The sequence below is a fragment of the Pseudoalteromonas sp. SG43-1 genome, from assembly GCF_014164415.1.
Taxonomy (GTDB): domain Bacteria; phylum Pseudomonadota; class Gammaproteobacteria; order Enterobacterales; family Alteromonadaceae; genus Pseudoalteromonas; species Pseudoalteromonas distincta.
In genome coordinates this window covers 22,593-43,043 of sequence record NZ_JACJFD010000006.1, presented here as the reverse complement: position 1 = coordinate 43,043, position 20,451 = coordinate 22,593, and the positions used below count along the sequence as shown (strand labels likewise).

Below are 20,451 nucleotides of genomic sequence, written 5' to 3'. Positions count from 1 at the left end.
TTAACGCTAAAGATCAGTTAATTAACCGATCTCTGGAATTTTAGCTACAAGGCGTAAAGAAGAAGTAAGCTCTTCCATTTGTAGCCAAGGTCGTAACCATGCAACTGCATTATATGCACCTGGTTGACCTGGAATTTCCTTAACTGATACTTTTGCATCTGCTAGAGGATAACGTGCTCTGATCTCTTGACCACCACCCTCAGTCGCATTTACATACGAAAGGATCCAGCGGTTTAACCAAGACTCAACGTCTTCAGCTTCCATAAAGCTACCAATTTTATCACGCGCCATTACTTTTAGGTAATGAGCAAAGCGAGACGTTGCCATAAGGTAAGGTAGACGTGCAGATATTGCCGCATTAGCTGTGGCATCTGGAGTTGAATAAATTTGTGGTTTTTGACAGCTTTGTCCACCAAAAAATACTGCATAATCTGTATTTTTGTAATGACAAAGAGGCAAGAAACCTAACTTGCTTAATTCAGCTTCACGACGATCTGTAATGCCAATTTCAGTTGGGCATTTAAGATCTGGATCGCCATCATCACTTGTGAAGATATGCGTAGGAAGACCTTCTACTTTACCGCCGCCTTCAGCACCACGTATTGCAGTACAGAAACCGTATTGAGCAAATGCTTTGGTCATATTTGTTGCCATAGCGTAGGCTGCATTACTCCAACAGTAATCACTGTTATCAGTACTTACTGAACGGCCATCTTTTGGTTCAACTTCAAACTCTTCATAGTTAAATTCTTCAACTGGTTTAGAAGCCGCACCATAAGGTAGGCGAGATAAGAAACGAGGCATAGTTAATGAAACAAAACGCGAATCATCGCTGTCTCTGAATGAACGCCACTTAGTGTACTCTAGAGATTCAAATACTTTTTCTAAATCACGTGGTTTGGTTAGCTCTTCCCAGTTATCAAAACCAAATAATGATGGCGATGAAGCTGAAATAAATGGACAGAAACCAGCGGCTGCAACATTAGACATTAGGCTTAATGTTTCAACATCTTCAGGGTGGTTAGTAAACTCAAAGTCACCAACGATAGTACCGTATGGTTCGCCACCTGGAGTACCAAACTCAGACTCATAGATTTTTTTGAATGTTTGGCTTTGGTCAAACTCAACAGCTTTGCTCAAATCTTTATGAAGTTCTTTTTTCTTCATATTTAGCATACGAATTTTAAGTGTAGAGCTTGTCTCAGAATTCATTACTAAATGGTGCAATCCACGCCAAGAGCCTTCTAACTTTTGAAACTCTTCGCTGTGCATTACTACACTTAGCTGTTTTGAGATCTTTTGATCGATTAATTGAATTGCTTCATTAAACGTCACTGTCATGTTTTTGTTCCACTGAACAGTCCCTTTTAAGGCTTCTTCTGTCAGTGTTTTAAGTAACTCTTCTGCACGGCTTGCATCGGTTTGCTTAGTTGCGCCAATAGCTTGCTCTAATAGTGAAGACGTTGCTTCTGAGGTAGACTCTAATTCAGTACTTAGTTGCTCTGTACTCATTTTTCAGTCTCCTCTATTTTAAGCTCTTTTGCGATTGTATCTAAGCTTGCTGTGTTGCTTAGTACTTCTTCAAGCACGTTTTCTAATTCTTCTGAGCGGTCAATCTTAGTCATTAAATCGCGTAACTTGTTGCGTGTTTCCATTAATTTACGTAATGGCTCAACCTGATTTACAACAGCTGCTGGTTCAAAGTCATCAATCGATTTAAAGTTAAGTTTTACTTCAAATTCAGAACCATCATCATTAAGCGTATTATCAACTAATAATTTTAGTGAAGGGCTCATGCGCTTTAAAACGTCATTAAAGTTTTCACGATCTATTTGCACAAATCGTCTATCTTTAAGTGGTTTTAATGCTTCTGTGTTATCACCAGAGAAGTCGCCCATAACACCAACAACAAATGGTAATTCTTTTTTTACTGCAGTGCCTTCAGTTTCCACATCATAAGTGATGTGTACGCGAGGCTTACGAACTCGTTTTAATTTATCATGGATACTCATAGAGAACTCCTTTTACTTATGTTTCAGTTTCGCTGATTTTAATGCCAGACAACTTAAAGTACCCAGTCCTAGCATCACTATCTGTAATTAATTCATTTAATAATTCAGGCAGCGACAATTCGCTCCATCGAATTACTTGTTCTATGGTGTACGACATAGGTGAGTGCGGCTCTGTCTTTCTAAAAAAAGTAGCGATTTCTTTGAGTTTATTAATCGCACTTTCTCTTGAGTTAATTTCGTGATTAACTTTTACAACTTGCTCTGTAACACTTTGACCGTCGTCGTCTTCACTTTGAACCACTTCTTGCACTTCGTTTAATGCAGCTTTTGCCTTATCAGCAGCTTCAAGCTTATCTGCAGCAACATGCTCAACAGCAGCAAGACTAACTTCTAATGCTTGTTTTATATTTGATGTTGGCTGTGGCTGTCCAGTTACTCTATCCAATACTTCGCTTAATAAAGCAAATTGCTCAATCGCGTTTTCAATGTCTTGTTTTAAAGTAACAAAGAATTCAGTACTTGTTTCTGCAGCACTTCTTTCAATGAGCTCATAGTCAACAGCACCTAAATTAAGCTTTTTCTCTCTTTTCTCATCTGTTAAACGAGAAATATCATAGCCTTGCTGATATTCCCAAAAAGAATATGACTCCATACTGGCGCTATCGGTCAGATAGATACTTTTTATCGGGATTATTAATGTACCTTCGCCTGCTGAGCCATTAAGGCCAACCAATGCAGATACTTTGTCTGATACTTCATCATCGTCATCCAGTGACGGGTATAATTCATCAAAATAATTGTCGAGCAAGTTGTGAGCAACTTTAAAACCAAAAGCTAAGCCTTTGAAGCCATGAATTCGACAAAGTGCTTCAATAAACCAAGCTAAATATTCGATATCTTTGCTTTGTGTTTTTATTGCTTTGCTACATTGCTCTAATAAAGGAAGCCAATCTCTTGCTAGTGAGGAAATACCTTCTTCATCCACTAATGCATTTCTTTCTGCTGCGCGAAGCTGGTTTCTTAAATCTTTTAAGGCGTAATAAGTCGACGTAGGCGAGACATCTGAGCGAGGATCAATACCTGCAACCTCGGTCTCTGAAATAGGGGAAATATACTCTTCAAATAAAAACATTCCGTCGTCCTAATAATTATCCATAAAACTCCAATAAAGCGGAGCGGATTTCATATTACATTCTTTATAATAAATTACAAGCCTAGTTACAATTGAGTTTAAACCTTAATTATTGCTTTTATATAAACAATTAAAATTTAATATACTTATTAATTAATAGATGTAATTAAAGTAAAAACTCAAATATAAAATACAAACCAAATTTTTTAACTTAAAATCGTTATTTAGAAAAAAGCGGGATAGTAGCTTCATCTTGAATGTTGAATGTTTCTGATTTATGACCAGCGTATCCTTCATCGTACTTAATTAAAATACAGGTCACATTATCTCTTGCACCTCTAACTAATGATGAATGCATAAGCGCCATACCAGAATCAATAATGCTACTAGGCTCTAGCGATAAACATATGTCTTCATCAGACAACTCACCGGTGAGCCCATCTGAACAAAGTAAAAATATATCGCCCGTTTTTACTTCATTTTGAATAACGTCTACTTTTACATCCGCAGTTACACCCACAGCTCTTGTGATTACATTTGATAATGGATGTGTCTTGGCTTCTTCTACTGAAATAATCCCTTCATCAATTAAATCGTTTACTTGGCTGTGATCTCTCGATATCTGTTTAAGTTGACCATCTCGAAGCATATAAGCTCTGCTATCACCAACCCACAAAACATAGTACTTATTATTTTTAAGAAATAAGGCAGTAACTGTACTTCCTGCGGTTTTGCTACCTAAATATTGGGCGCTATATTCGTTTAATTGCCTATTCGCATCTTCAATGGCTTCAACTATGTGAGATACTTCAAGCTTCTCAAGTGGTAGCTCTTCAACTTTTGCTCTTATTACATCTACAACAAGCTGACTGGCAACTTCACCTGCTTCGTGACCTCCCATCCCATCTGCGACAACCCATAAGTTATGGTTATTTATCTCTACATGCGCATCTTCGTTAAGCTGCCTCACAGCGCCTCGGTGGGTAATTGCATAACTTGTACTAAACTTGCTAATCACTATTTTTTACCTGTGTAAAGTTCCATTCCCAGTGTTTCCACCTTCCATCTAACATTGCTGCAACTTGATTTACCGCAGGCAAGCCAGGCGTTATGAGTACCATAGGTTTTATATTATAAGAGCCATGTGTCCACCAAACGCTGTAATCACCGTGTTTTTTTAACAAAAGAGCATGCATTGCATCTTGGAGGGCTTGACTTGATAACTCATCACCTGAGAACTCAAATGCTTCTGCACTTTTATTTTTATCTACAGAATTTAAAAAACTAACCTGCTTTTTAACTCCTGCTATAGAGCTTAGAGACTTAGCAACCTCTTTACGCCAAGAAAATAAATCAACCGAACTATCAAGCACTTTTAATACAGTGTCTTCATACTCTAAAGAAAACACACCTGAGTTTAAAACATCAATAGGTGCAAATTCTAATGTGCTAGCAACTGTGAAGGGATAGTGCCTACCTACTGCGTCCATACTCGGTAATAGAGTCCCCATAACGCCTTTGTCACCAACAATGTTTGGCGATAATGCAAAGTGCCATACTGGTCCAATTAAGTAATTATCTTGCCATACTTCACCTAGCTGTTCTTTACTCACTGCAATGGCTGCTTGCAGCCACTGCTCCCAATGCTCTGAAAATTCTTTCGAAACGCTATCTTGTACAAAATCACCTAAACTAGGTACCTTGCCAAGATAACCAATATTTATAATCGGGTCGGACATGAAAACTTCTCTACACTTTTATTCCAAAATGGATGCCTGATTGATTTAGGCAATAACTCGACTTTCGCATTGTTTCCCATGAGTGAAAAATGTAACTCTAAGTCTTCACGTGTTTTTGATCTTTTAGCACTTAACTCGTCTAACATGCGATATAGCGACCATTCACCTTGGTAAGTTGTATTTATAGAACGACCACCATTTGGAGGAGTAAATACAACTCGTGTTTTACTCTGGCCACTTGCTCCAGGCCATACAAAATTTGTTACCCTAAGTGGACCATGCCTGTAAGTCATTGACTGACCATCAATTTCCAGCATAAAGCTAGAGATGGTACGGTCTAATTCTAATGGTTTTAAGCCAAACTCAATTCTTGGTGTTGCACTTCCGCCATCAAAAAAGACTGTTTGAATTTGATTTGCCAGTTCAAACATCGCTAATGTATCTCGGCTAATACCTATATCTTTTTCAAATTTCCATGGCGTTGAACTCATATCTACACTTGGCGCAATATAGTTGGTGAAAAAGCTATCAATTGTTCCACCTGGGCCGAAAAATCGAGTGAAATCTTTCATATTCACTTCTTTATCTGCGTATGGAGAAAACGGATAACGGCCAACAATTGCAGCGTTATATTCGCGTAGCACCTTACTTTTCCACATCTCGTTTAAATGTCTGTTGGCACTATTTTTAGTTATGTTACTTGTATCTCTACTTATATCTAACAGCCAACTATTAAACGGGTAAGGTAAATCTCGACTTTGAAACTCAAGCTGACGAATAAAGCTAGGCTTACTTTTACCGCTAATTTGGTCTTTAATTGACGACTTTAACTGATCGCCTCTATCAAGTTTGGTTAAGTAAACGTTTAACTCTCTTAGGTTTTTCTGAATATTATCTAATTGTTGAGCATCAATTTTTATTACATCTTCAAAGGCTTCTTCAACTTGGTGACCCGGTAATTTAATATCAAATTTAGGGGCTTCGTCAGGTAAAAATCGCTTGATACGATTAGCTTTGGTTTGCATAGCTATTTCAGCAGCATTTGCTGCAACTTTACCTGCAGCCTTTTGGTTATCAGATACTGGTAATTTAGTTAGCTGCACATTTTTTTGTACTGCAGTGATAATATTTTTAATAGGCGCTTCAGAGCCTGCTAAGGCATCAGTAATATTAACTCCCTCAGCCGGAGAGCTATATTGATTCAGGCTCAGATCATCAATAAATGATTGCCAATAATAGATATAATCTTGAAAGTATCGCTGCTCTAGTTTCTTCTCAATCTCATCTTTAGAAATATCGTAAGTGCCCGTTGCCTCTTCACCATACACCCAGCTACTTGCCATTAAATTGCCAAGCATTTTACTTTTCTCAACATTAAAAATGCCGTGAAAACCATTAAATGTATATAAGCCAGGGATACTTCGCGTAAGCTCACCGTCATTTCTAAAAGTAAATTTTTGCGCACTTTCAAAACTAATAATGTCTGTAAGCCTAAATGGCGGAATACTACTATCTAGGAAGTCGGCTTGTAATCTTTGATATGCTCGCTCAGCAATTGGTAGCTTAGTTAGCTCAGCTCGCGCAACACGCACTGCTTGATTATCAATTTCAATTTGGCTTACACCATTTTCAAGTAATGTAGCTACATGCTCCATCAGCTCTACTCTGGTTTGCATATTTTTATCGCCTGGTAAGTTACGCTCTAAATAAGCGTTAAACCAAACCGTTATATCTTCACTTTCAAAGTATTCAGGCTGAAACAACATGAGGTAACACTTCAGTGTTTCGTATAAATAACTTAAGTGCTCAGGATGAGCTTCCATTTCTTTAATTAAGGTACTTGCAATAAACGGTTCTAAATACGTTTGTAATGAACGGTCGTAGGCTTGTGTAGAAGCCATTTTTATTTCATTTAGTTTATCAAACCCAATTGATTTAGACTCTTGTGTATTAACAAGTTCAGGGTTGCTTGCAGGTAAGTTTCTAAGAGCCTTTAATCTGTCGTTTAGTACTAGTAAGTTATTACGGTCAAATGAGGCTGTATCAAGCTCTTGGTACGTTGCAATCGCATCTTCAGTCTCTGAAATTAAGTTACTATTCCAAGCAAAACTAAAGTACCACGATGTTGAAAAACCAAGTAAAGCTATGCATGCAAGCGTTATGCTACCAACACGAAGCCATTTATTTTGCTTGTCATGATGTTTGTTAGTACTTGCTAAGTTTTGCTCTGGAAAAATTACACCTTCTAATACATTCTTTATAAAAAAGCTTTTAGATTGGTTAATGTATCCAGATTCGCCTGCGTTTGCTTCGTTTAAAAAACTAGATGGCGTACCTTCTTGCGTTGCACTTGTGAGGTAAACACCACGAAACATTGGTAGTTCTTCGTATGCATTAGGAGTGAATATTTCTTTTAAAAAAGCATCTCCTACACCTTGTAAAACACGAAGCTGCCTAGGGAATTCAAATATCTTAGCGCGAATTTCTTCGTTTCTTTCATTAATTAATCTACGATTTAACATTTCAGTTAATTTAGAAATTAATGAGTGAAATTCTTTGTTGAAAGCATCTACTTGTGTGTCTTTATCTAAATCAAGTTCAAAGGTTACGCCCCAAACCTGCTCACACTCTTCTTCTGTTAATTCGCCAAAAAACTCTCTAAAACCTTCAATTAAATCAACTTTAGAAAAAATAACGTAAACAGGAAAGGTCATACCTAATTGGCTTTGCAGCTCTTGTAAGCGCTGTTTAATAGCGCGAGCATGTAGGTTTCTCTCAGTTTTGGTCTGGCTCATAAGCTCAGAAATACCCATACTGATCATTACACCATTAATAGGCCTAAGTGGACGGTACTTACGAAGTAACCCTAAAAAGCCTTCCCATGCACGTGAATCATGCTTTGCATGGCTGCTTTGCGTTGTGTAGCGCCCAGCTGTATCAATTAAAACTGCTTTATTGGTAAACCACCAATCACAATTACGAGTACCGCCAACACCATGAACCAAGTCAACACCTAGCTTGTCTTTTAGCGGGTAATCAAGTCCTGAGTTATGAATAACGGTAGTTTTACCAGCCCCTGGTGGGCCTATCATTATGTACCATGGCAACTGGTAAATATTTTTACCTTTGAACAGCTTTACGTCTTTTAAAAGATCGATAGCTTCGTTCATTCGCGTTTTAAGCGTAGTAATTTCTTCATTTACTTCAGAGCTATTTGTATCGTTATTACTATCAATTAACTCATCAGCCATTTTTTCGTCTCGTTTGCTTTGTTGCACAAGACGATAAATTTTAGACACAGAGAAAACCAATAAAACCAATATAATAGTAAACAGTCTTGCTGCAATACTTTGTAGTGGTACATAGTCAGCTATCGCGATTAATGGGCCGCCAAACCAAATTAATAATGATAAAGCTAAAAAGCCGATAATTAGCATTGCCGTACGAGATGTAAGTGCGTAGGTCACTTTTTTTATTTTTTGTGAAAAACTCATTTCAGCCTCTTAAAATAATAAATCGATTTCAATTCGTCGGTTTAATGACCGAGAAGCTGAATCTGAATTACTGGCAATAGGCTCTGCTGCGCCCTTACCTTCGGGCCATAAACGCCCACTGAGGTTTGTACTTTTAGCCATAGAGTTTGCAACTTGCGTTGCGCGCGCTAAAGAAAGGTGCCAATTAGAAGGGTACTTATCAGTTCTAATTGGTGTGTCATCTGTATGGCCGGTTATTAAAATACGTCCTTTGGTTCCTTCAAGGCTTAACGCTAGTTTTTCTAAAATAGGCTGAAATGAAGGTAATAATTTAGAGTCACCTTGATTAAAAAGGCTCTCACTATTAATAGAGATTCTGATCCTATCGATATTTTTCTTTATCGTCACAATCCCCATTTGAATCTCAGTTTGTAATAGCTGCTCTAGTACAAGTAACTGCTGATCTTTTTTATCTACTGCTTGGTCTTCAGCTACAGGATGAATGATAGCAAGCTTGTCACTAACAGCCATAACATCATCATTTAGCTTCATATTTATAAATAAATAAACGGTAAGTAAAAGTAAGCCTAAAACAGAAAAAATAACCCACAATGGCACCTGATTTCTTAATTCTACGCCAGCGGCTACTCTTTGTTTCCAGTTAGGAGAAAGCTTATTATTGATTGGCCCATCTAATTGATTTAATAAGTGATACATTTGTGAGCGGTATTCTTCTACTTTATTGTCACCCACAGTATCTAGTCTGTACTTACCTTTAAAACCTAAATTTAAACAGTGGTATTGCAGCTCTAAAAAGGCTTTGTGTTGCTCAGGCTGGGCCAATGCATTATCAAGTAAAGTATAAAAGTACTCACCGCCAAAAGTTTCTTTATGAAATGTCGAAAGCAAGCTTTCGTCAGCCCATTCCATAGAACTCCATTTAGAGTTTAAAACTGATTCATCTAAAATTGCACATAAACAATAACGAGAGTTTTTGATTACATCTTTTGATAAATTTTGATTACGTAGTTCGACTTCAAAACGTTTGATAGCCTCTACACATCGATGCTTTAACGCAGCTAAGTTAGTCATCTCAACTGATTTTCTAATTGAAATAACCAAAGAGAAACAGTCTGTTGCGGCTTCCATTAATGGGTTTCTAAATATAGAAACCTTTGCATTACTAGGAATACTACTTGCAACAGGCTCAACAGACATGACTGTTTTGTCTGGATCATTATCTACTTGAGGATTATTTGAGGCATCACGCCCTAATCGACCAGGACGTGGTTTTATAATGGTTTCGTCCATTGAAACTCTTCCTTTTAAAAGTTAAGTTCTTATTGCCCACAGGCTTAGTTGTAACTCGGGGTAATTTCCTGACAAGTGAATAGCAATACCACCACTTGAATGAAGTTTTGCCCAATGCTCGCCATGTTTATTTAATTCAAAATAATGAAAACCTGCATGGTAAGGAATTTGACGCGGTGCCGTTGGTAAGTTACTGATTGTAATACCTGGGATTTGATTATTTACTAAATCTCGGATTGTCTCAACACTACCAATTTTAATTTGAGAAGGTAATATCTTACGAAGCTCCTCGTGAGGAACACTGGCTTTAATAGCCAATACAAATTGACCTGAGCTAAGTACTGATTTGTCTTTGAGCGCACCAAAAGAAATACCAAACTTGCTTTGCTCTAACTTTATTTCCGTAGCAGTTTGCTCAATTACATGACTTAAAGATTGGTATAAAAAGTTTATTACTTCACTAAATACCGGGCCTAAGTTTTTATGATCGTACTTAGGTAATTTAGGCACTCTTTTGTTTACTGTACTAAAAGTAGATAACTCACCAGCAAGCTCTATTAGACGAGTATAAAGAACGCTTGGATGAAGATTATTAACTGATAATAAGTTTTCAAAAACAGCGTCATACTTGTTTAATGTTTGCAGCATAATAAAATCAGCTACAGAGGTACTTCCCGCATAACCTTGGCACAATCTAACAGCAATACTCTCTGAGCGCTGCTTGATCATTGAGCCAATCTCTCTCACTAAACCAAGTAATGGCTTACACTGACCGACTTTTAACGATGCTGGTATATACTTTGGATCGAGCTTAATTTGACCTTCACTGCTAACTTCAACAATGCGTGCAAGTGGCAATAATATATAGCCTGCATGGTCGTCTGATGACAATACTAGCTTACTAAATACCTTAGCTACTTGAATAATTTCTTGAGCTTGTGCACCTAAAGAGTAATCACTTACAGATAAGTCGTTTAGTTTATAACGCGTAACAATATCCTCATCTAAAGATGAAATATTAATACCACTGGCTTTTAGTGCAGGAACCGCTAAATAAATTATTTCATCATAAACATCTTTGCCCACCACTAAAGGCTCAGGCAAAGAGGTAGATTGAGGCATATCGATAGGTAGCAAATCAGGGGTAATAGCTGACAATGACTCAATAGCAAATTGGCCTGAGCTTAATAGCTGAGTATCGATACTTATATCAAGTATGCCCCAAGGATCTGCTAAATTCCCATTACAAATTTGCTTAATTAAATGCGAAAAATGCTTATCTGACTGCTGAAAGTGTTGCGGCCTTAAGAACATTCCTTCGGTCCAGGCAACACGAGTGTTATCACTCATTGTACAAATCCTTTTTTACTGCTCTCTCATGTATGTAGCAATTGCTTCAACATTTACATCTATATCGTCATAGCCAGTTGGGTCAACTTCGATTACAGCTCTCCATCGTGCTTGATCGATATTTCTGTACGCGACAACAACACCAACATATCGTGTATTGCGGTTTAAGCTCATTTTATATTTTTGAACAGAGTTTGGCTGTAATTCTAATTCATCTTTTTTTAATAAGTCCGGGCCTAATAGTTTTTCAGGTGTTTCATACAGGCTAAAGAAATCCTGAGTATCAAAAATTGTTCTCGAGCTAAGCTCAAAAATTTTCATTACTACCGGTGAAGGTCTATCTGACGTGTCTGGATTTACATTTTTAGACACATTAATTTTTAGATCCGTAGAAGGAGGCACAAACTTATTAACAGTTGAACAACCCATGGCTAAAAACAGTAAACTGAAACTCATTAAAAAGAGCTTAAATTTGTTCATTATCTACTTTCCTTTCTAGAACGATTCTTTAATTCTATCGTTGTATGCTTTTAAGAAATCATCTGACAACGCCATAGCTCCCTTACTATTTACATCATGAGATAACTCATCATATAAATTTTTGTATAGCTTCCAGCACTTAGCCTCTGTTTGACCAGGGATGATTTTTAATACGTTAGAATTATCATTTATTTGTTGATTTATATGTTGGGGAGAAACTTGCTCTAACATCCCTTTTAATACGCCGTCAGCTCCTGCTAATAAAGCATGTTCATGTCTTCGCGTATCAACAAAGCTTTCTTTGATTGATTCTTGAGACGACAGGAAGCTTGCACTATTTCTGATGAATAAATTCTGAATAACGTCATCAATATCTGCCGAAAACTTAATTGGGTTATTTTGTTGAGTTTGAAACATCGTTTGGTTTAAACGCAATTGGTTTTTTACAAGCGCTCTTTGGCGAAGAGACTCCATCAACTCGGTCAGTAATAGATTTAACCCTTGGCCCATTTCAAACCAAAGTTCTTGTGAGTTTAATGAGTTTTGTAACTCAGCTTTAACCCCCAGTCCGTTTAAAAAAGCATCAGTTAAAGCGGTATCTTCACTAAGCGATGTTGGATTTTTTTGCACTACTGGTTTATGAACAGGTTTTACTGCTTGAGGTTTAGTTACAGGCATATCTAATACTGGTGTATTAACTGAAGTTTGCTGCTCAACAGCTGGCTTTTGTTGTGGCTTACTTACAACAGGTGCTTGTTGAGTTACAGCTTCTGGGTTCATTAAGTGAGCAAGCTCATCCCAGTTTTCCGGTATTTGGTTAGCTGAATTAAGGTCACTGGCCTGAGTCATAGAAACTGCAGGCATAGACTCATCCATTATTGATTCATTAAAGTACTGTTCTGGCTCAGAAAAATACCCCGTAGGATGCTGATAAGAGCTTTCTGGCTCTTTGCTAATACTAGCTGCAGCGCTTGAATTACCATAATCGGTGTCAGGTGTTTTTTCATTAGTAGCTAATTTTACCTCTATCTGAAAATCACCCACAGTGATCGTATCACTATTTGACAAGCGTTGTTTATTGCCTTGACCTAGTGGAGCTACACCAAAATTTACAAAAGTACCATTTGTAGATGTATCGTAAACATAAAAAGAGTCGCCCTCTTTAACTATGCGTCCGTGCTTACTAGAAATGATTTTTTCAGGATCAGGAAAATGCCAATCACATGCTTCTGAACGGCCAAATATTAGAGAGTCTTTTACTGTTTTAGTTGCTTCAATTTCTGGAGAGAGTCTATGATAACTAGTGATGTTTAGTATCAGTTCCATTTGATAAGTTAGTCCCATAAATCTACATTCTCATTAGGATAAAGTAGAAGAGAAACTATTGTCAACATTGAAATTAATATATAAAAATATACTCAACCATACAAAAGCTCAAATTTAAATAAATTAAATTAAACAAAACCTCTATAAAAAAGCCCTTTCAAAGCTTACAAAAAATATTTTGTATGTTCCCATTTAAAAAAATGCTATTTAATAATTAGCATTACATTTTATTCATTTTAAGCCCCTAGAAGTGTTACAAAACAATGCCTGTAGGCTTACACTGTTTATAAAAATAAACAGTAAATAAACGATATTTCAATAATTAATATAAAAGCCCTTAATTTTTTAAAGTTTTGTACAAAAGTTCTGCTTTAGAAACATTGCTAAGTTGGCTAATTTTTGTAAAAATACAACGCTTATCAAAGGGAGAATTGATAAAAATAAAAAACTCACCTTTGCGATTATTTTAATATACACAATAAAAGGATTTATAATGAGCGGTGTCAACAGTTCTAATGATAAAACGCAGATAGCTTCGCTTGACTCAAATCTTCGCACGTCAAAAGCAATAAATAAATTAAACCTTATTGGTAAAAAAGTATCCGATCGCTACTTAGTTGAAGAACTTATTGGCCAAGGTGGTATGTGTTACATTTACCGAGCCAGAGATTTATTTTTAGAAAGTGCGAGTCGTCCTGAAGTTTTCGTAGCGATTAAAGTATTATTAGAAGAGTTTTCTCATTCTGAAGAAGCTATTTCACTTCTTAAGGATGAAACAACTAAAACACAACAGCTCTCCCATCCAAATATTGTAAAAGTATATTCTGCAGGTTCTGATAACGGTTTACATTACGTAACCATGGAATTAGTAGAAGGCGAAACGCTAGAGCAAATAATTAAACGCAACAAACCCTCTGGAATGGTTTTCAAAAAAGCGAGCGTGATTCTTAATCAACTTGCCGATGCTTTAATTTATGCCCATTCTCGTGGCGTCATTCATAACGATTTAAAGCCATCGAATATAATCTTCGATTCAAATGGTAGCCTCAAGGTACTTGACTTTGGTATTGCTAAACACAAAACCATTGAAGATGCCTATGCAGTTAATAGTGAATCAAGCCTAGGCACTGTAGGAGGTTATACGCCAACCTATGCAAGTCCTGAACAATTAAAAGGTGCTGCAGCATCCGTTAAAGATGACGTTTTTTCTTATGCGTGTATTGCCCTAGAGTTATTAAGTAGCAAACATCCATATAATCGTGTTGCAGCAGACACACTCCCTAAAGATACATCGGCAAAACGTCCTAGTAACTGCCCTTTATGGTTATGGGGCACACTTAATAAAGCAATTTCTTTAGATGCAGCAAAAAGAACTGATTCGTTAAAGCCTGTTTTAGATAAGCTTCAAAGTAACTTTAAACCGGCAATAGCACTTGCAGCCAGTACTGTTGTGCTAGCCCTTTTGGCTAGTCAGTACTATCTATCAAATACAAATAATATAAAGCAGCTTGAAGCAAAATTAGATAATGCAAAAGCAATTAACCAACAAGTAGAAACATGGATGTCTTGGGATGGGCCGGAGATTCTAAACAAGCTTGCAGAAATCCCACCTCAATACGAAGTATTAAAACAGGGATTATTAAGATCTAATCAAGCTAATATTCTACAAAGTTTTGATTACAGAGCGAATCAAATCAATACAAGCGCTAACAAGTTTAAAGACTTTGATGAAACAATTAATGTTTATAGTAAAGCCTTGGAGTATTACCCAGATTCAGAAAAGCTATCGGTACAACTCGAAAGCATTTTAAGAGAGCGTCAATCAATAATTTCAGATATTACTTCTCGTATTGATTTGTTACTTGAGCAATCTCGCTATAGTGAACTGGACAATAATAGTATTCCACAATTAATCAATGATTTAAGTGTAGTCGATAGCACCTACGTTTATCGCCCGTCTGAAGTGCATTTTGATAACTATAAACTTGCCTTAGATAAAGCGATTGAAGAAGATGATGTTATCACGCAAAAATCTTTACTTAATGTTGGTAAAGCTATTTTCACCAATAATCAAAAAAATGAACTTGGCTTTGCAGACCTTCTAAAAAGAGAGTCGGCGATAGATGCTTTAACGCTTTACCAAAAGAAAGTAAACCTAGGTGAACCAGCTGATTTTCCTACTGAAGATGCCGTCGTATTTTACGGTCCTAGATTTGATAGATACACACAAAAACTAGAGACGATTGAAGAGTACAGAGATTTATTAGATTTTGAAGAATTAATCAATACCGAGTCTGCAACATTACCTAAAGACTTTTCATTACTCGTTTCTTTAAAACAAGAATTATCTAGACGCTATATCACTATGGCAAATACGTTAATGAAAAGAAAGATGTACCGTACAGCAGAGCAACTAGTTGAAAGAAGCGAAGCTATTACTCAGTCTCTTGATAATGTAATGCTTTAAAAACTATTTATTGCGAGAGCATCACCAAATAACTAAAAATATATTAAACTAACAAACGTTTTGTTTTAACAAACGAAGGTCAAGGACGACGGGTTGAGCGATCATTTTGCATAAACTCCTCCAAGATTTTTCGTAATTATCACTATTTAAATGAGTTTATGGAGTACCTATGAAAAAGATAAGCGCACTAGCGGCATTACTAATACTAAGTGGTTGTTCAGCTACATCGTCTGTAGATGAAACGCAGCAACTTGCAAAAGAAGAAGCAGTTCAAGTACAAGAAGAAATTGTCGAAGCTGTAGCACCTATTTCATTAACTGTAATCACTAACCCTAGTGATGCACGCGTACGCATTATGAACATTGCGCCTGTGTACCAAGATGCCATTGAACTTAAAGAAGGTAAGTACGACGTTGAAGTAAGCAAGCCAGGTTACTTAACTTACCGCAAGTGGGTTGTAGTCGATAAAAAGACAATTTTAACAGTAAATTTAGATGAAGTAGCAGCAACTGAAGCGGCTAACTAGTCCAGTATCTAAACTTTAATTATGCCTTTAAACATTTCACATGTATTAAAGGCATAATTTTAAACTACCCCAAATAATATAATAAACTCCCCACAGCCCCTACATTTATTAAAATACATAACCACAACACCACTATAAAACGCCGCTTTTGCGATTTATGACGAAGTAATTGTTGAGCAAGTAATGCCCCCGGCCATCCTCCAAATAATGCAAGTAGTTGCAGTGTGCGCTCTGGCGTGCGGTTTACTTTTTTATGTGAAGAGCGTTTAGCTTGTCGCTTATCCCACGCGTACATAAAAAAGGTTATAGCACTTAATACACTTATATAACCAGGTACATATATAGGTATATAAACAGGTAAGTATTGCAGTAGGTAAGCCTGCCAAATGGCGGCTAAATAAAGTAATGAGAATGTGATTAATATTTTCTTTATCAATTAATTATCGCCTATACTTGGCATTGGTATTACAAAAACAAGAGCCAAATTATGACACATTTTAAAGCGATATTCTTAGTCTTATGCTTATTAACATTTAGTAGCTATGCATCCGATACATCCACCAACCTTGATAAAGAACTTGCCGTATTTAAGCCCTATTTAGGAACTTGGCAGGCTGACTTTAAAGTACCTGAAGGTGCTAAAAAAATACAAGATGTTGCCCGTTGGGAGCGTGCTTTAAACGGTAAAGCGATACATACCAAGCACTCTATTAATGAAGGTGAGTATGGCGGCGAGTCGATGATTTTTTACGACAGTAAAAAAGAGTCTTTGGTATTTTACTATTTCACAACAGCAGGGTTTTATACAAAAGGGACTATGAAAGTCCTCAGCCCCACTCAATTTGTAGCTTATGAAGATGTAACTGGTAGCCAAGATGGTATTACAAAGGTTAAATCGATGAGTGAACTAAAGGACGATAAATTTATTGTATCGACCTCTTATTTAAAAAAGGGTGAGTGGACAAAGCCCGAACAACGTATTTATACACGCAGTATAAAAACGGTTAAATTTAAATAGCTGTGATTTATAAACACAAAAAAGGCAGCCTAGGCTGCCTTTTGTCATTTATAAAACCGTATTTATTTTACGTATTTTTTAAATGCAGCGTCTACTGGTGTATCAGCAAGGTGATTAGTGTAGTTGCTCATTACTTTTTGAGACAAGCCTACAATAATTTCAAGTAGTTGCTGCTTAGCGTAACCTGCGGCAAAAAATTTTTCGATTTGCTCATCGCTGATCACGCCACGTTCACGTGTCATTGCAAGTGTAGTTTCACGAAGAGTTTCTAGCTTAGGGTTTTCAAGTGGTGTTTTGTTAACAAGTGCGTCAACAATACCTTGATCAACCTTCATTGCCGCTGCAATGCCACTGTGAGCAGGAACACAGTAATGACAGTCGTGCTCTACGTTAATTGATTGCCATACTACTGTTAGCTCTTCTGCGTTGAATGATGTTTTTTGAAACAACTCATGCAGTACTTGGTAACCTTTAAGTAATGTTGGTGCTTCAGCCATTACTGCATGTAAGTTAGGAAGCATACCAAATGCTGCTACTGAATCAGCTAGTAACGGTTTTGCTTCTTCTGGTGCGTTTTCTTGAGTGTATAAAGTAAATTCGGCCATGGTTAGCTCCTAATAATTAATAGTTTTAAGTAACTTCGAGACACATAGTATTTGATTTTGAGCGACTGTTCAAGTTAAAATTGAGCAAATGTTCAAATTGATTGAGAATGATATGGCTAATAAGGTTAAATTTGAACGCGAGAATGTAGTTCGCGTTGCTAGTCAGCTATTTTGGCAAAAAGGTTTTCATGCAACCTCAACGCGTGACTTACAAGAAGCCGTTAATATGCGCCCAGGTAGTATTTACTCTGCGTTTGGCTCTAAAGAAGGTCTATATTGCGAATCGCTGAAAGATTACACCGTACAAATGAAAACCCAAATAGAAGGGTTTTTATCAAGTGCCGATACAGTACTTGGTGGATTACGTGCGTTTGTTGAAAACGTGGTAATTAAAACAAAAGATTGCAGTCCAAGCGCTATTTGTATGCTAGTTAAGGCAAACAGCGAGTTTGCAGAAAAAGATTCAAACCTGTATGAGCTAAGCTTAGATTTAACGGCTCAATTTGAAGCTTATTTAACGCAATTATTTAACCAAGCAATAAACAAAGGTGAGTTAAGTAACACGTTGACCGCTGTTGAATATGCGCGCTTTTTTCAAGTGCAATTTACAGGTTTACGCGGTTATTTTAATCGTCCTAATGTAGAGCAATTTGCTGAGCCAATGATCAACCAAATGTTTATGTTGATTAAAAAGTTATAAATAGCAGTTATCGAGCATTCCCAACAAGTTACATTTATTCTACTAAATAAAAATGGCCAGTATTAACTGGCCATTTTTTTGTGCTTAAAACTTAATTTGTAAGTTACGTTTTAAGCTTATTAAGTTCATTATCTTGCTGGGCAACGAGTGCATTAAGCGCTTCGCTGCTATCCCCTGCTTGTGTAGATAAGTCAGCAAGTTGCGATGCGGCATCAGATATAAGCGTTAAATTGCGGTTTATTTCTTCAGTTACTAAACTTTGCTCTTCAGCAGCAGTTGCAATATGTGTAATTTGATTGGTTATTTCATCAACTTTAACAACAACACTGTGCAGAGCATCAAAAGCTACTGATGTTTCATCAACGGCATTTTGTGCACGTACTACGCCTTTTTCAATAACGGTAGATGCGTTACCTACTTCAGATAATAAACTATCAATTAGTTGGCTTATGTCATCTGTTGATGAACGCGTTTTAGAAGCAAGTGCACGTACTTCATCGGCAACAACAGCAAAGCCGCGCCCATGTTCACCAGCGCGCGCAGCTTCAATAGCAGCGTTAAGTGCAAGTAAATTTGTTTGTTCTGAAATAGTACGAATTACATCTAATATTTGCGTAATGTCTTTACTACGCGAAGCAACTTTTTCAACGGCTTGGTTAGCTTCTTTAATTTCTTCAGACATCGTTTTAACTTGCGTCATCGCTGATGACAAGCTCGACTCACTGCTTACTACCAAGCTATTTATTTCATCGGCTTGTTGGGCTGATTGCTCTGATGCTCTGGCGACTTCAAGTGCTGTTGCGCTCATTTCGTTCATAGCCGTTACCACACTTTCAATTTCTTGAAATTGAGATTGCACATTATGCTTTGTATCAATAGCTATGTGTTGTGCTATTTCGCCTTGCTGCTTGGTTTGATCAGACACCGTTTTAAGCTCAGAAATTAAATCACGTAGCTTTGCTAAAAATCGATTAAACCCACCAGCTAATGCAATAAGCTCTGCGTGACTATCAACATGCAATGTATGTGTTAAATCACCTTCAGAACTTGCGAGGTTATCAACCCGCTGTTGAATTTGTTGTAGCGGCGCTATTACACCTGCTATTACTAATTTCATAATAACAAAAGCAACCACAGCAATTACTAAGCCTGTTATTAAAATAATAAATCTGAGTGATGTTGCTGTTTCTTGCATGTTTTTTTCTAGCGCTTCAGGCCCTGCAAGTGCTAGTTCTGTAGGTACTTCTATGATTAATGACCACTGAGTGTTAGCTAGTTTTATATTAATTGGGTAGTTAACTAAATACTCCCTAGGCGTTTTAAAGAGACCATGTTGGCCTTTAAATTTAACCAGCTCACTGTAAGTGTTGCTACTAACCGCCTCTTTAAATGGGCGGCCTAATTTAGATTTATAGTGACTGCTGCCTACAATTAAACCTATATCACTTAAAAGTGTTACTTTTGCTTGGCCGTTGTAAAGCTCGCTCGACAGCTTTTCGGTTAAGCCCTGAAAAGTTGGGAGCGTTAAATCAACGCCAGCTAAACCAATAAACTGACCTGACTTTAAAATAGGCACAGTTAACGAAGTTAGCATTACTGAGTCGCCCGATGGGATTTCGTATAAATACGGTTCCATAATACAAGGCTTAAGCGTGTCTTTTGCACACAAATACCAATGCGCTTCACGAATACCAAATTCATTTAAAGAGGTAATATATTTATCGGCAGCATTAGCTACTTTTTGCTGTTCAATTACGCCGTTTTGGTCGCGAGTAATATACACCTCTAAGGTGCCATTACCATTAACCGAATGTTTGTAACCTTGTTTAAAGCTCGAATCTTGCCCATCAAAAGCATTAGGCTCAAATTGCGAATATATAGAAGAAAGCAGAGTATTTTGCTCTAACATCGAGCGGTTAATACTTACTACTGTATCGCGGCTCAGGGTTTCGCTTTTGGCTGCGTCACCTAATAAAGCCGCTAATGAATAAGGAATGCGGTAAGCTTCATTAATAAAGCCTGCAATTTTTTCTCCGTATCCAGCTGCATGAGCATTAAGCTTTTCTTCTACTTCTACAGTAATGTACTCTTCAGATTTAGTCGCTAACTGCTTATTACTTGATGATAACTGCCACCACAAAACGCCTGATAACACTAGTACAGTTATAAATATACTACCGACACTAAGCCAGAGTAACTTTTTTGCTAACGATATTTCTCGCATTCATTACACCCTTTAAATTAAAACTACTGATACAGTTTAGTAGATCTAACCAACGAAGCTATGAATATCGTTAAACAAATTGAATTTA

17 protein-coding genes are annotated in these 20,451 nt (G+C 37.0%); 4 read left to right on the top strand and 13 right to left on the bottom strand.

The features are described from left to right. Positions 1-21: 21 nt before the first annotated feature. The 10 genes from tssC to tagH form a co-directional block, all read right to left on the bottom strand. Positions 22-1,512, bottom strand: a complete 1,491-nt coding sequence (gene tssC / locus H5159_RS06620) for a type VI secretion system contractile sheath large subunit (protein ID WP_182711778.1) — start codon at positions 1,510-1,512, stop codon at positions 22-24. Continuing rightward, on the bottom strand, positions 1,509-2,012 hold the full coding sequence (gene tssB / locus H5159_RS06615; RefSeq protein WP_024594566.1) for a type VI secretion system contractile sheath small subunit: 504 nt from the start codon (positions 2,010-2,012) through the stop codon (positions 1,509-1,511). The genes tssC and tssB overlap by 4 nt, the downstream gene beginning before the upstream one ends. A 16-nt stretch (positions 2,013-2,028) precedes the next feature. Further along, a complete protein-coding gene (gene tssA, locus H5159_RS06610; protein WP_182780045.1) occupies positions 2,029-3,144 on the bottom strand; it encodes a type VI secretion system protein TssA in 1,116 nt (371 codons plus the stop codon). 220 nt (positions 3,145-3,364) lie between these two features. Continuing rightward, positions 3,365-4,162, bottom strand: coding sequence for a PP2C family serine/threonine-protein phosphatase (locus tag H5159_RS06605; protein ID WP_024595081.1), 798 nt, complete (start codon positions 4,160-4,162; stop codon positions 3,365-3,367). Continuing rightward, a complete protein-coding gene (tagF, locus tag H5159_RS06600) occupies positions 4,155-4,883 on the bottom strand; it encodes a type VI secretion system-associated protein TagF (protein ID WP_024595080.1) in 729 nt (242 codons plus the stop codon). Before tagF ends, H5159_RS06605 begins: the two co-directional genes overlap by 8 nt. Then, positions 4,865-8,377: a type VI secretion system membrane subunit TssM gene (gene tssM / locus H5159_RS06595; RefSeq protein WP_182724126.1), complete on the bottom strand. Its 3,513-nt coding sequence runs from the start codon at positions 8,375-8,377 to the stop codon at positions 4,865-4,867. Before tssM ends, tagF begins: the two co-directional genes overlap by 19 nt. A 9-nt stretch (positions 8,378-8,386) precedes the next feature. Beyond that, positions 8,387-9,667 (bottom strand): type VI secretion system protein TssL, long form, encoded by a 1,281-nt coding sequence (gene tssL, locus H5159_RS06590; RefSeq protein WP_024603626.1) that lies wholly within the window; start codon positions 9,665-9,667, stop codon positions 8,387-8,389. A gap of 21 nt (positions 9,668-9,688) precedes the next feature. Then, on the bottom strand, positions 9,689-11,017 hold the full coding sequence (gene tssK / locus H5159_RS06585) for a type VI secretion system baseplate subunit TssK (RefSeq protein WP_182780044.1): 1,329 nt from the start codon (positions 11,015-11,017) through the stop codon (positions 9,689-9,691). 15 nt (positions 11,018-11,032) lie between these two features. Further along, entirely contained in the window at positions 11,033-11,497 is a 465-nt protein-coding gene (gene tssJ, locus H5159_RS06580) for a type VI secretion system lipoprotein TssJ (RefSeq protein WP_024595400.1), read from the bottom strand. A 15-nt stretch (positions 11,498-11,512) separates the two neighbouring features. Beyond that, entirely contained in the window at positions 11,513-12,823 is a 1,311-nt protein-coding gene (gene tagH / locus H5159_RS06575; RefSeq protein ID WP_182780042.1) for a type VI secretion system-associated FHA domain protein TagH, read from the bottom strand. 493 nt (positions 12,824-13,316) lie between these two features. Here tagH and H5159_RS06570 point away from each other — a divergent pair, with 493 nt between their 5' ends. Together H5159_RS06570 and H5159_RS06565 are read left to right on the top strand one after the other, a co-directional pair. Beyond that, on the top strand, positions 13,317-15,290 hold the full coding sequence (locus H5159_RS06570) for a serine/threonine-protein kinase (RefSeq protein WP_182719986.1): 1,974 nt from the start codon (positions 13,317-13,319) through the stop codon (positions 15,288-15,290). A 169-nt stretch (positions 15,291-15,459) separates the two neighbouring features. Continuing rightward, positions 15,460-15,816, top strand: a complete 357-nt coding sequence (locus H5159_RS06565) for a PEGA domain-containing protein (RefSeq protein ID WP_182780040.1) — start codon at positions 15,460-15,462, stop codon at positions 15,814-15,816. 64 nt (positions 15,817-15,880) lie between these two features. Here the strand turns inward: H5159_RS06565 and H5159_RS06560 are convergent, their stop codons facing one another. Next, on the bottom strand, positions 15,881-16,252 hold the full coding sequence (locus H5159_RS06560) for a DUF1294 domain-containing protein (RefSeq protein WP_182780038.1): 372 nt from the start codon (positions 16,250-16,252) through the stop codon (positions 15,881-15,883). 51 nt (positions 16,253-16,303) lie between these two features. Between H5159_RS06560 and H5159_RS06555 the strand changes: the two genes are divergently transcribed. After that, a complete protein-coding gene (locus tag H5159_RS06555; RefSeq protein ID WP_182780036.1) occupies positions 16,304-16,834 on the top strand; it encodes a hypothetical protein in 531 nt (176 codons plus the stop codon). 62 nt (positions 16,835-16,896) lie between these two features. Here the strand turns inward: H5159_RS06555 and H5159_RS06550 are convergent, their stop codons facing one another. Then, entirely contained in the window at positions 16,897-17,439 is a 543-nt protein-coding gene (locus H5159_RS06550; protein ID WP_024595406.1) for a carboxymuconolactone decarboxylase family protein, read from the bottom strand. A 112-nt stretch (positions 17,440-17,551) separates the two neighbouring features. Here H5159_RS06550 and H5159_RS06545 point away from each other — a divergent pair, with 112 nt between their 5' ends. Next, on the top strand, positions 17,552-18,139 hold the full coding sequence (locus H5159_RS06545; protein WP_004334521.1) for a TetR/AcrR family transcriptional regulator: 588 nt from the start codon (positions 17,552-17,554) through the stop codon (positions 18,137-18,139). A gap of 103 nt (positions 18,140-18,242) precedes the next feature. Here H5159_RS06545 and H5159_RS06540 read toward each other — a convergent pair whose 3' ends face one another. Next, the gene (locus tag H5159_RS06540) at positions 18,243-20,363 is read right to left on the bottom strand and encodes a methyl-accepting chemotaxis protein (protein WP_182724130.1); all 2,121 of its coding nucleotides are present in this window, start codon (positions 20,361-20,363) and stop codon (positions 18,243-18,245) included. Positions 20,364-20,451: the final 88 nt, after the last annotated feature.

Excerpts from the sequence above, each read along its gene's own strand:
- tssC (WP_182711778.1), bottom strand. The coding sequence starts at position 1,512 with ATGAGTACAGAGCAACTAAGTACTGAATTAGAGTCTACCTCAGAAGCA.
- tssB (WP_024594566.1), bottom strand. The coding sequence starts at position 2,012 with ATGAGTATCCATGATAAATTAAAACGAGTTCGTAAGCCTCGCGTACAC.
- tssA (WP_182780045.1), bottom strand. The coding sequence starts at position 3,144 with ATGTTTTTATTTGAAGAGTATATTTCCCCTATTTCAGAGACCGAGGTT.
- tagF (WP_024595080.1), bottom strand. The coding sequence starts at position 4,883 with ATGTCCGACCCGATTATAAATATTGGTTATCTTGGCAAGGTACCTAGT.
- tssM (WP_182724126.1), bottom strand. The coding sequence starts at position 8,377 with ATGAGTTTTTCACAAAAAATAAAAAAAGTGACCTACGCACTTACATCT.
- tssL (WP_024603626.1), bottom strand. The coding sequence starts at position 9,667 with ATGGACGAAACCATTATAAAACCACGTCCTGGTCGATTAGGGCGTGAT.
- tssK (WP_182780044.1), bottom strand. The coding sequence starts at position 11,017 with ATGAGTGATAACACTCGTGTTGCCTGGACCGAAGGAATGTTCTTAAGG.
- tssJ (WP_024595400.1), bottom strand. The coding sequence starts at position 11,497 with ATGAACAAATTTAAGCTCTTTTTAATGAGTTTCAGTTTACTGTTTTTA.
- tagH (WP_182780042.1), bottom strand. The coding sequence starts at position 12,823 with ATGGAACTGATACTAAACATCACTAGTTATCATAGACTCTCTCCAGAA.
- H5159_RS06570 (WP_182719986.1), top strand. The coding sequence starts at position 13,317 with ATGAGCGGTGTCAACAGTTCTAATGATAAAACGCAGATAGCTTCGCTT.
- H5159_RS06565 (WP_182780040.1), top strand. The coding sequence starts at position 15,460 with ATGAAAAAGATAAGCGCACTAGCGGCATTACTAATACTAAGTGGTTGT.
- H5159_RS06555 (WP_182780036.1), top strand. The coding sequence starts at position 16,304 with ATGACACATTTTAAAGCGATATTCTTAGTCTTATGCTTATTAACATTT.
- H5159_RS06550 (WP_024595406.1), bottom strand. The coding sequence starts at position 17,439 with ATGGCCGAATTTACTTTATACACTCAAGAAAACGCACCAGAAGAAGCA.
- H5159_RS06545 (WP_004334521.1), top strand. The coding sequence starts at position 17,552 with ATGGCTAATAAGGTTAAATTTGAACGCGAGAATGTAGTTCGCGTTGCT.
- H5159_RS06540 (WP_182724130.1), bottom strand. The coding sequence starts at position 20,363 with ATGCGAGAAATATCGTTAGCAAAAAAGTTACTCTGGCTTAGTGTCGGT.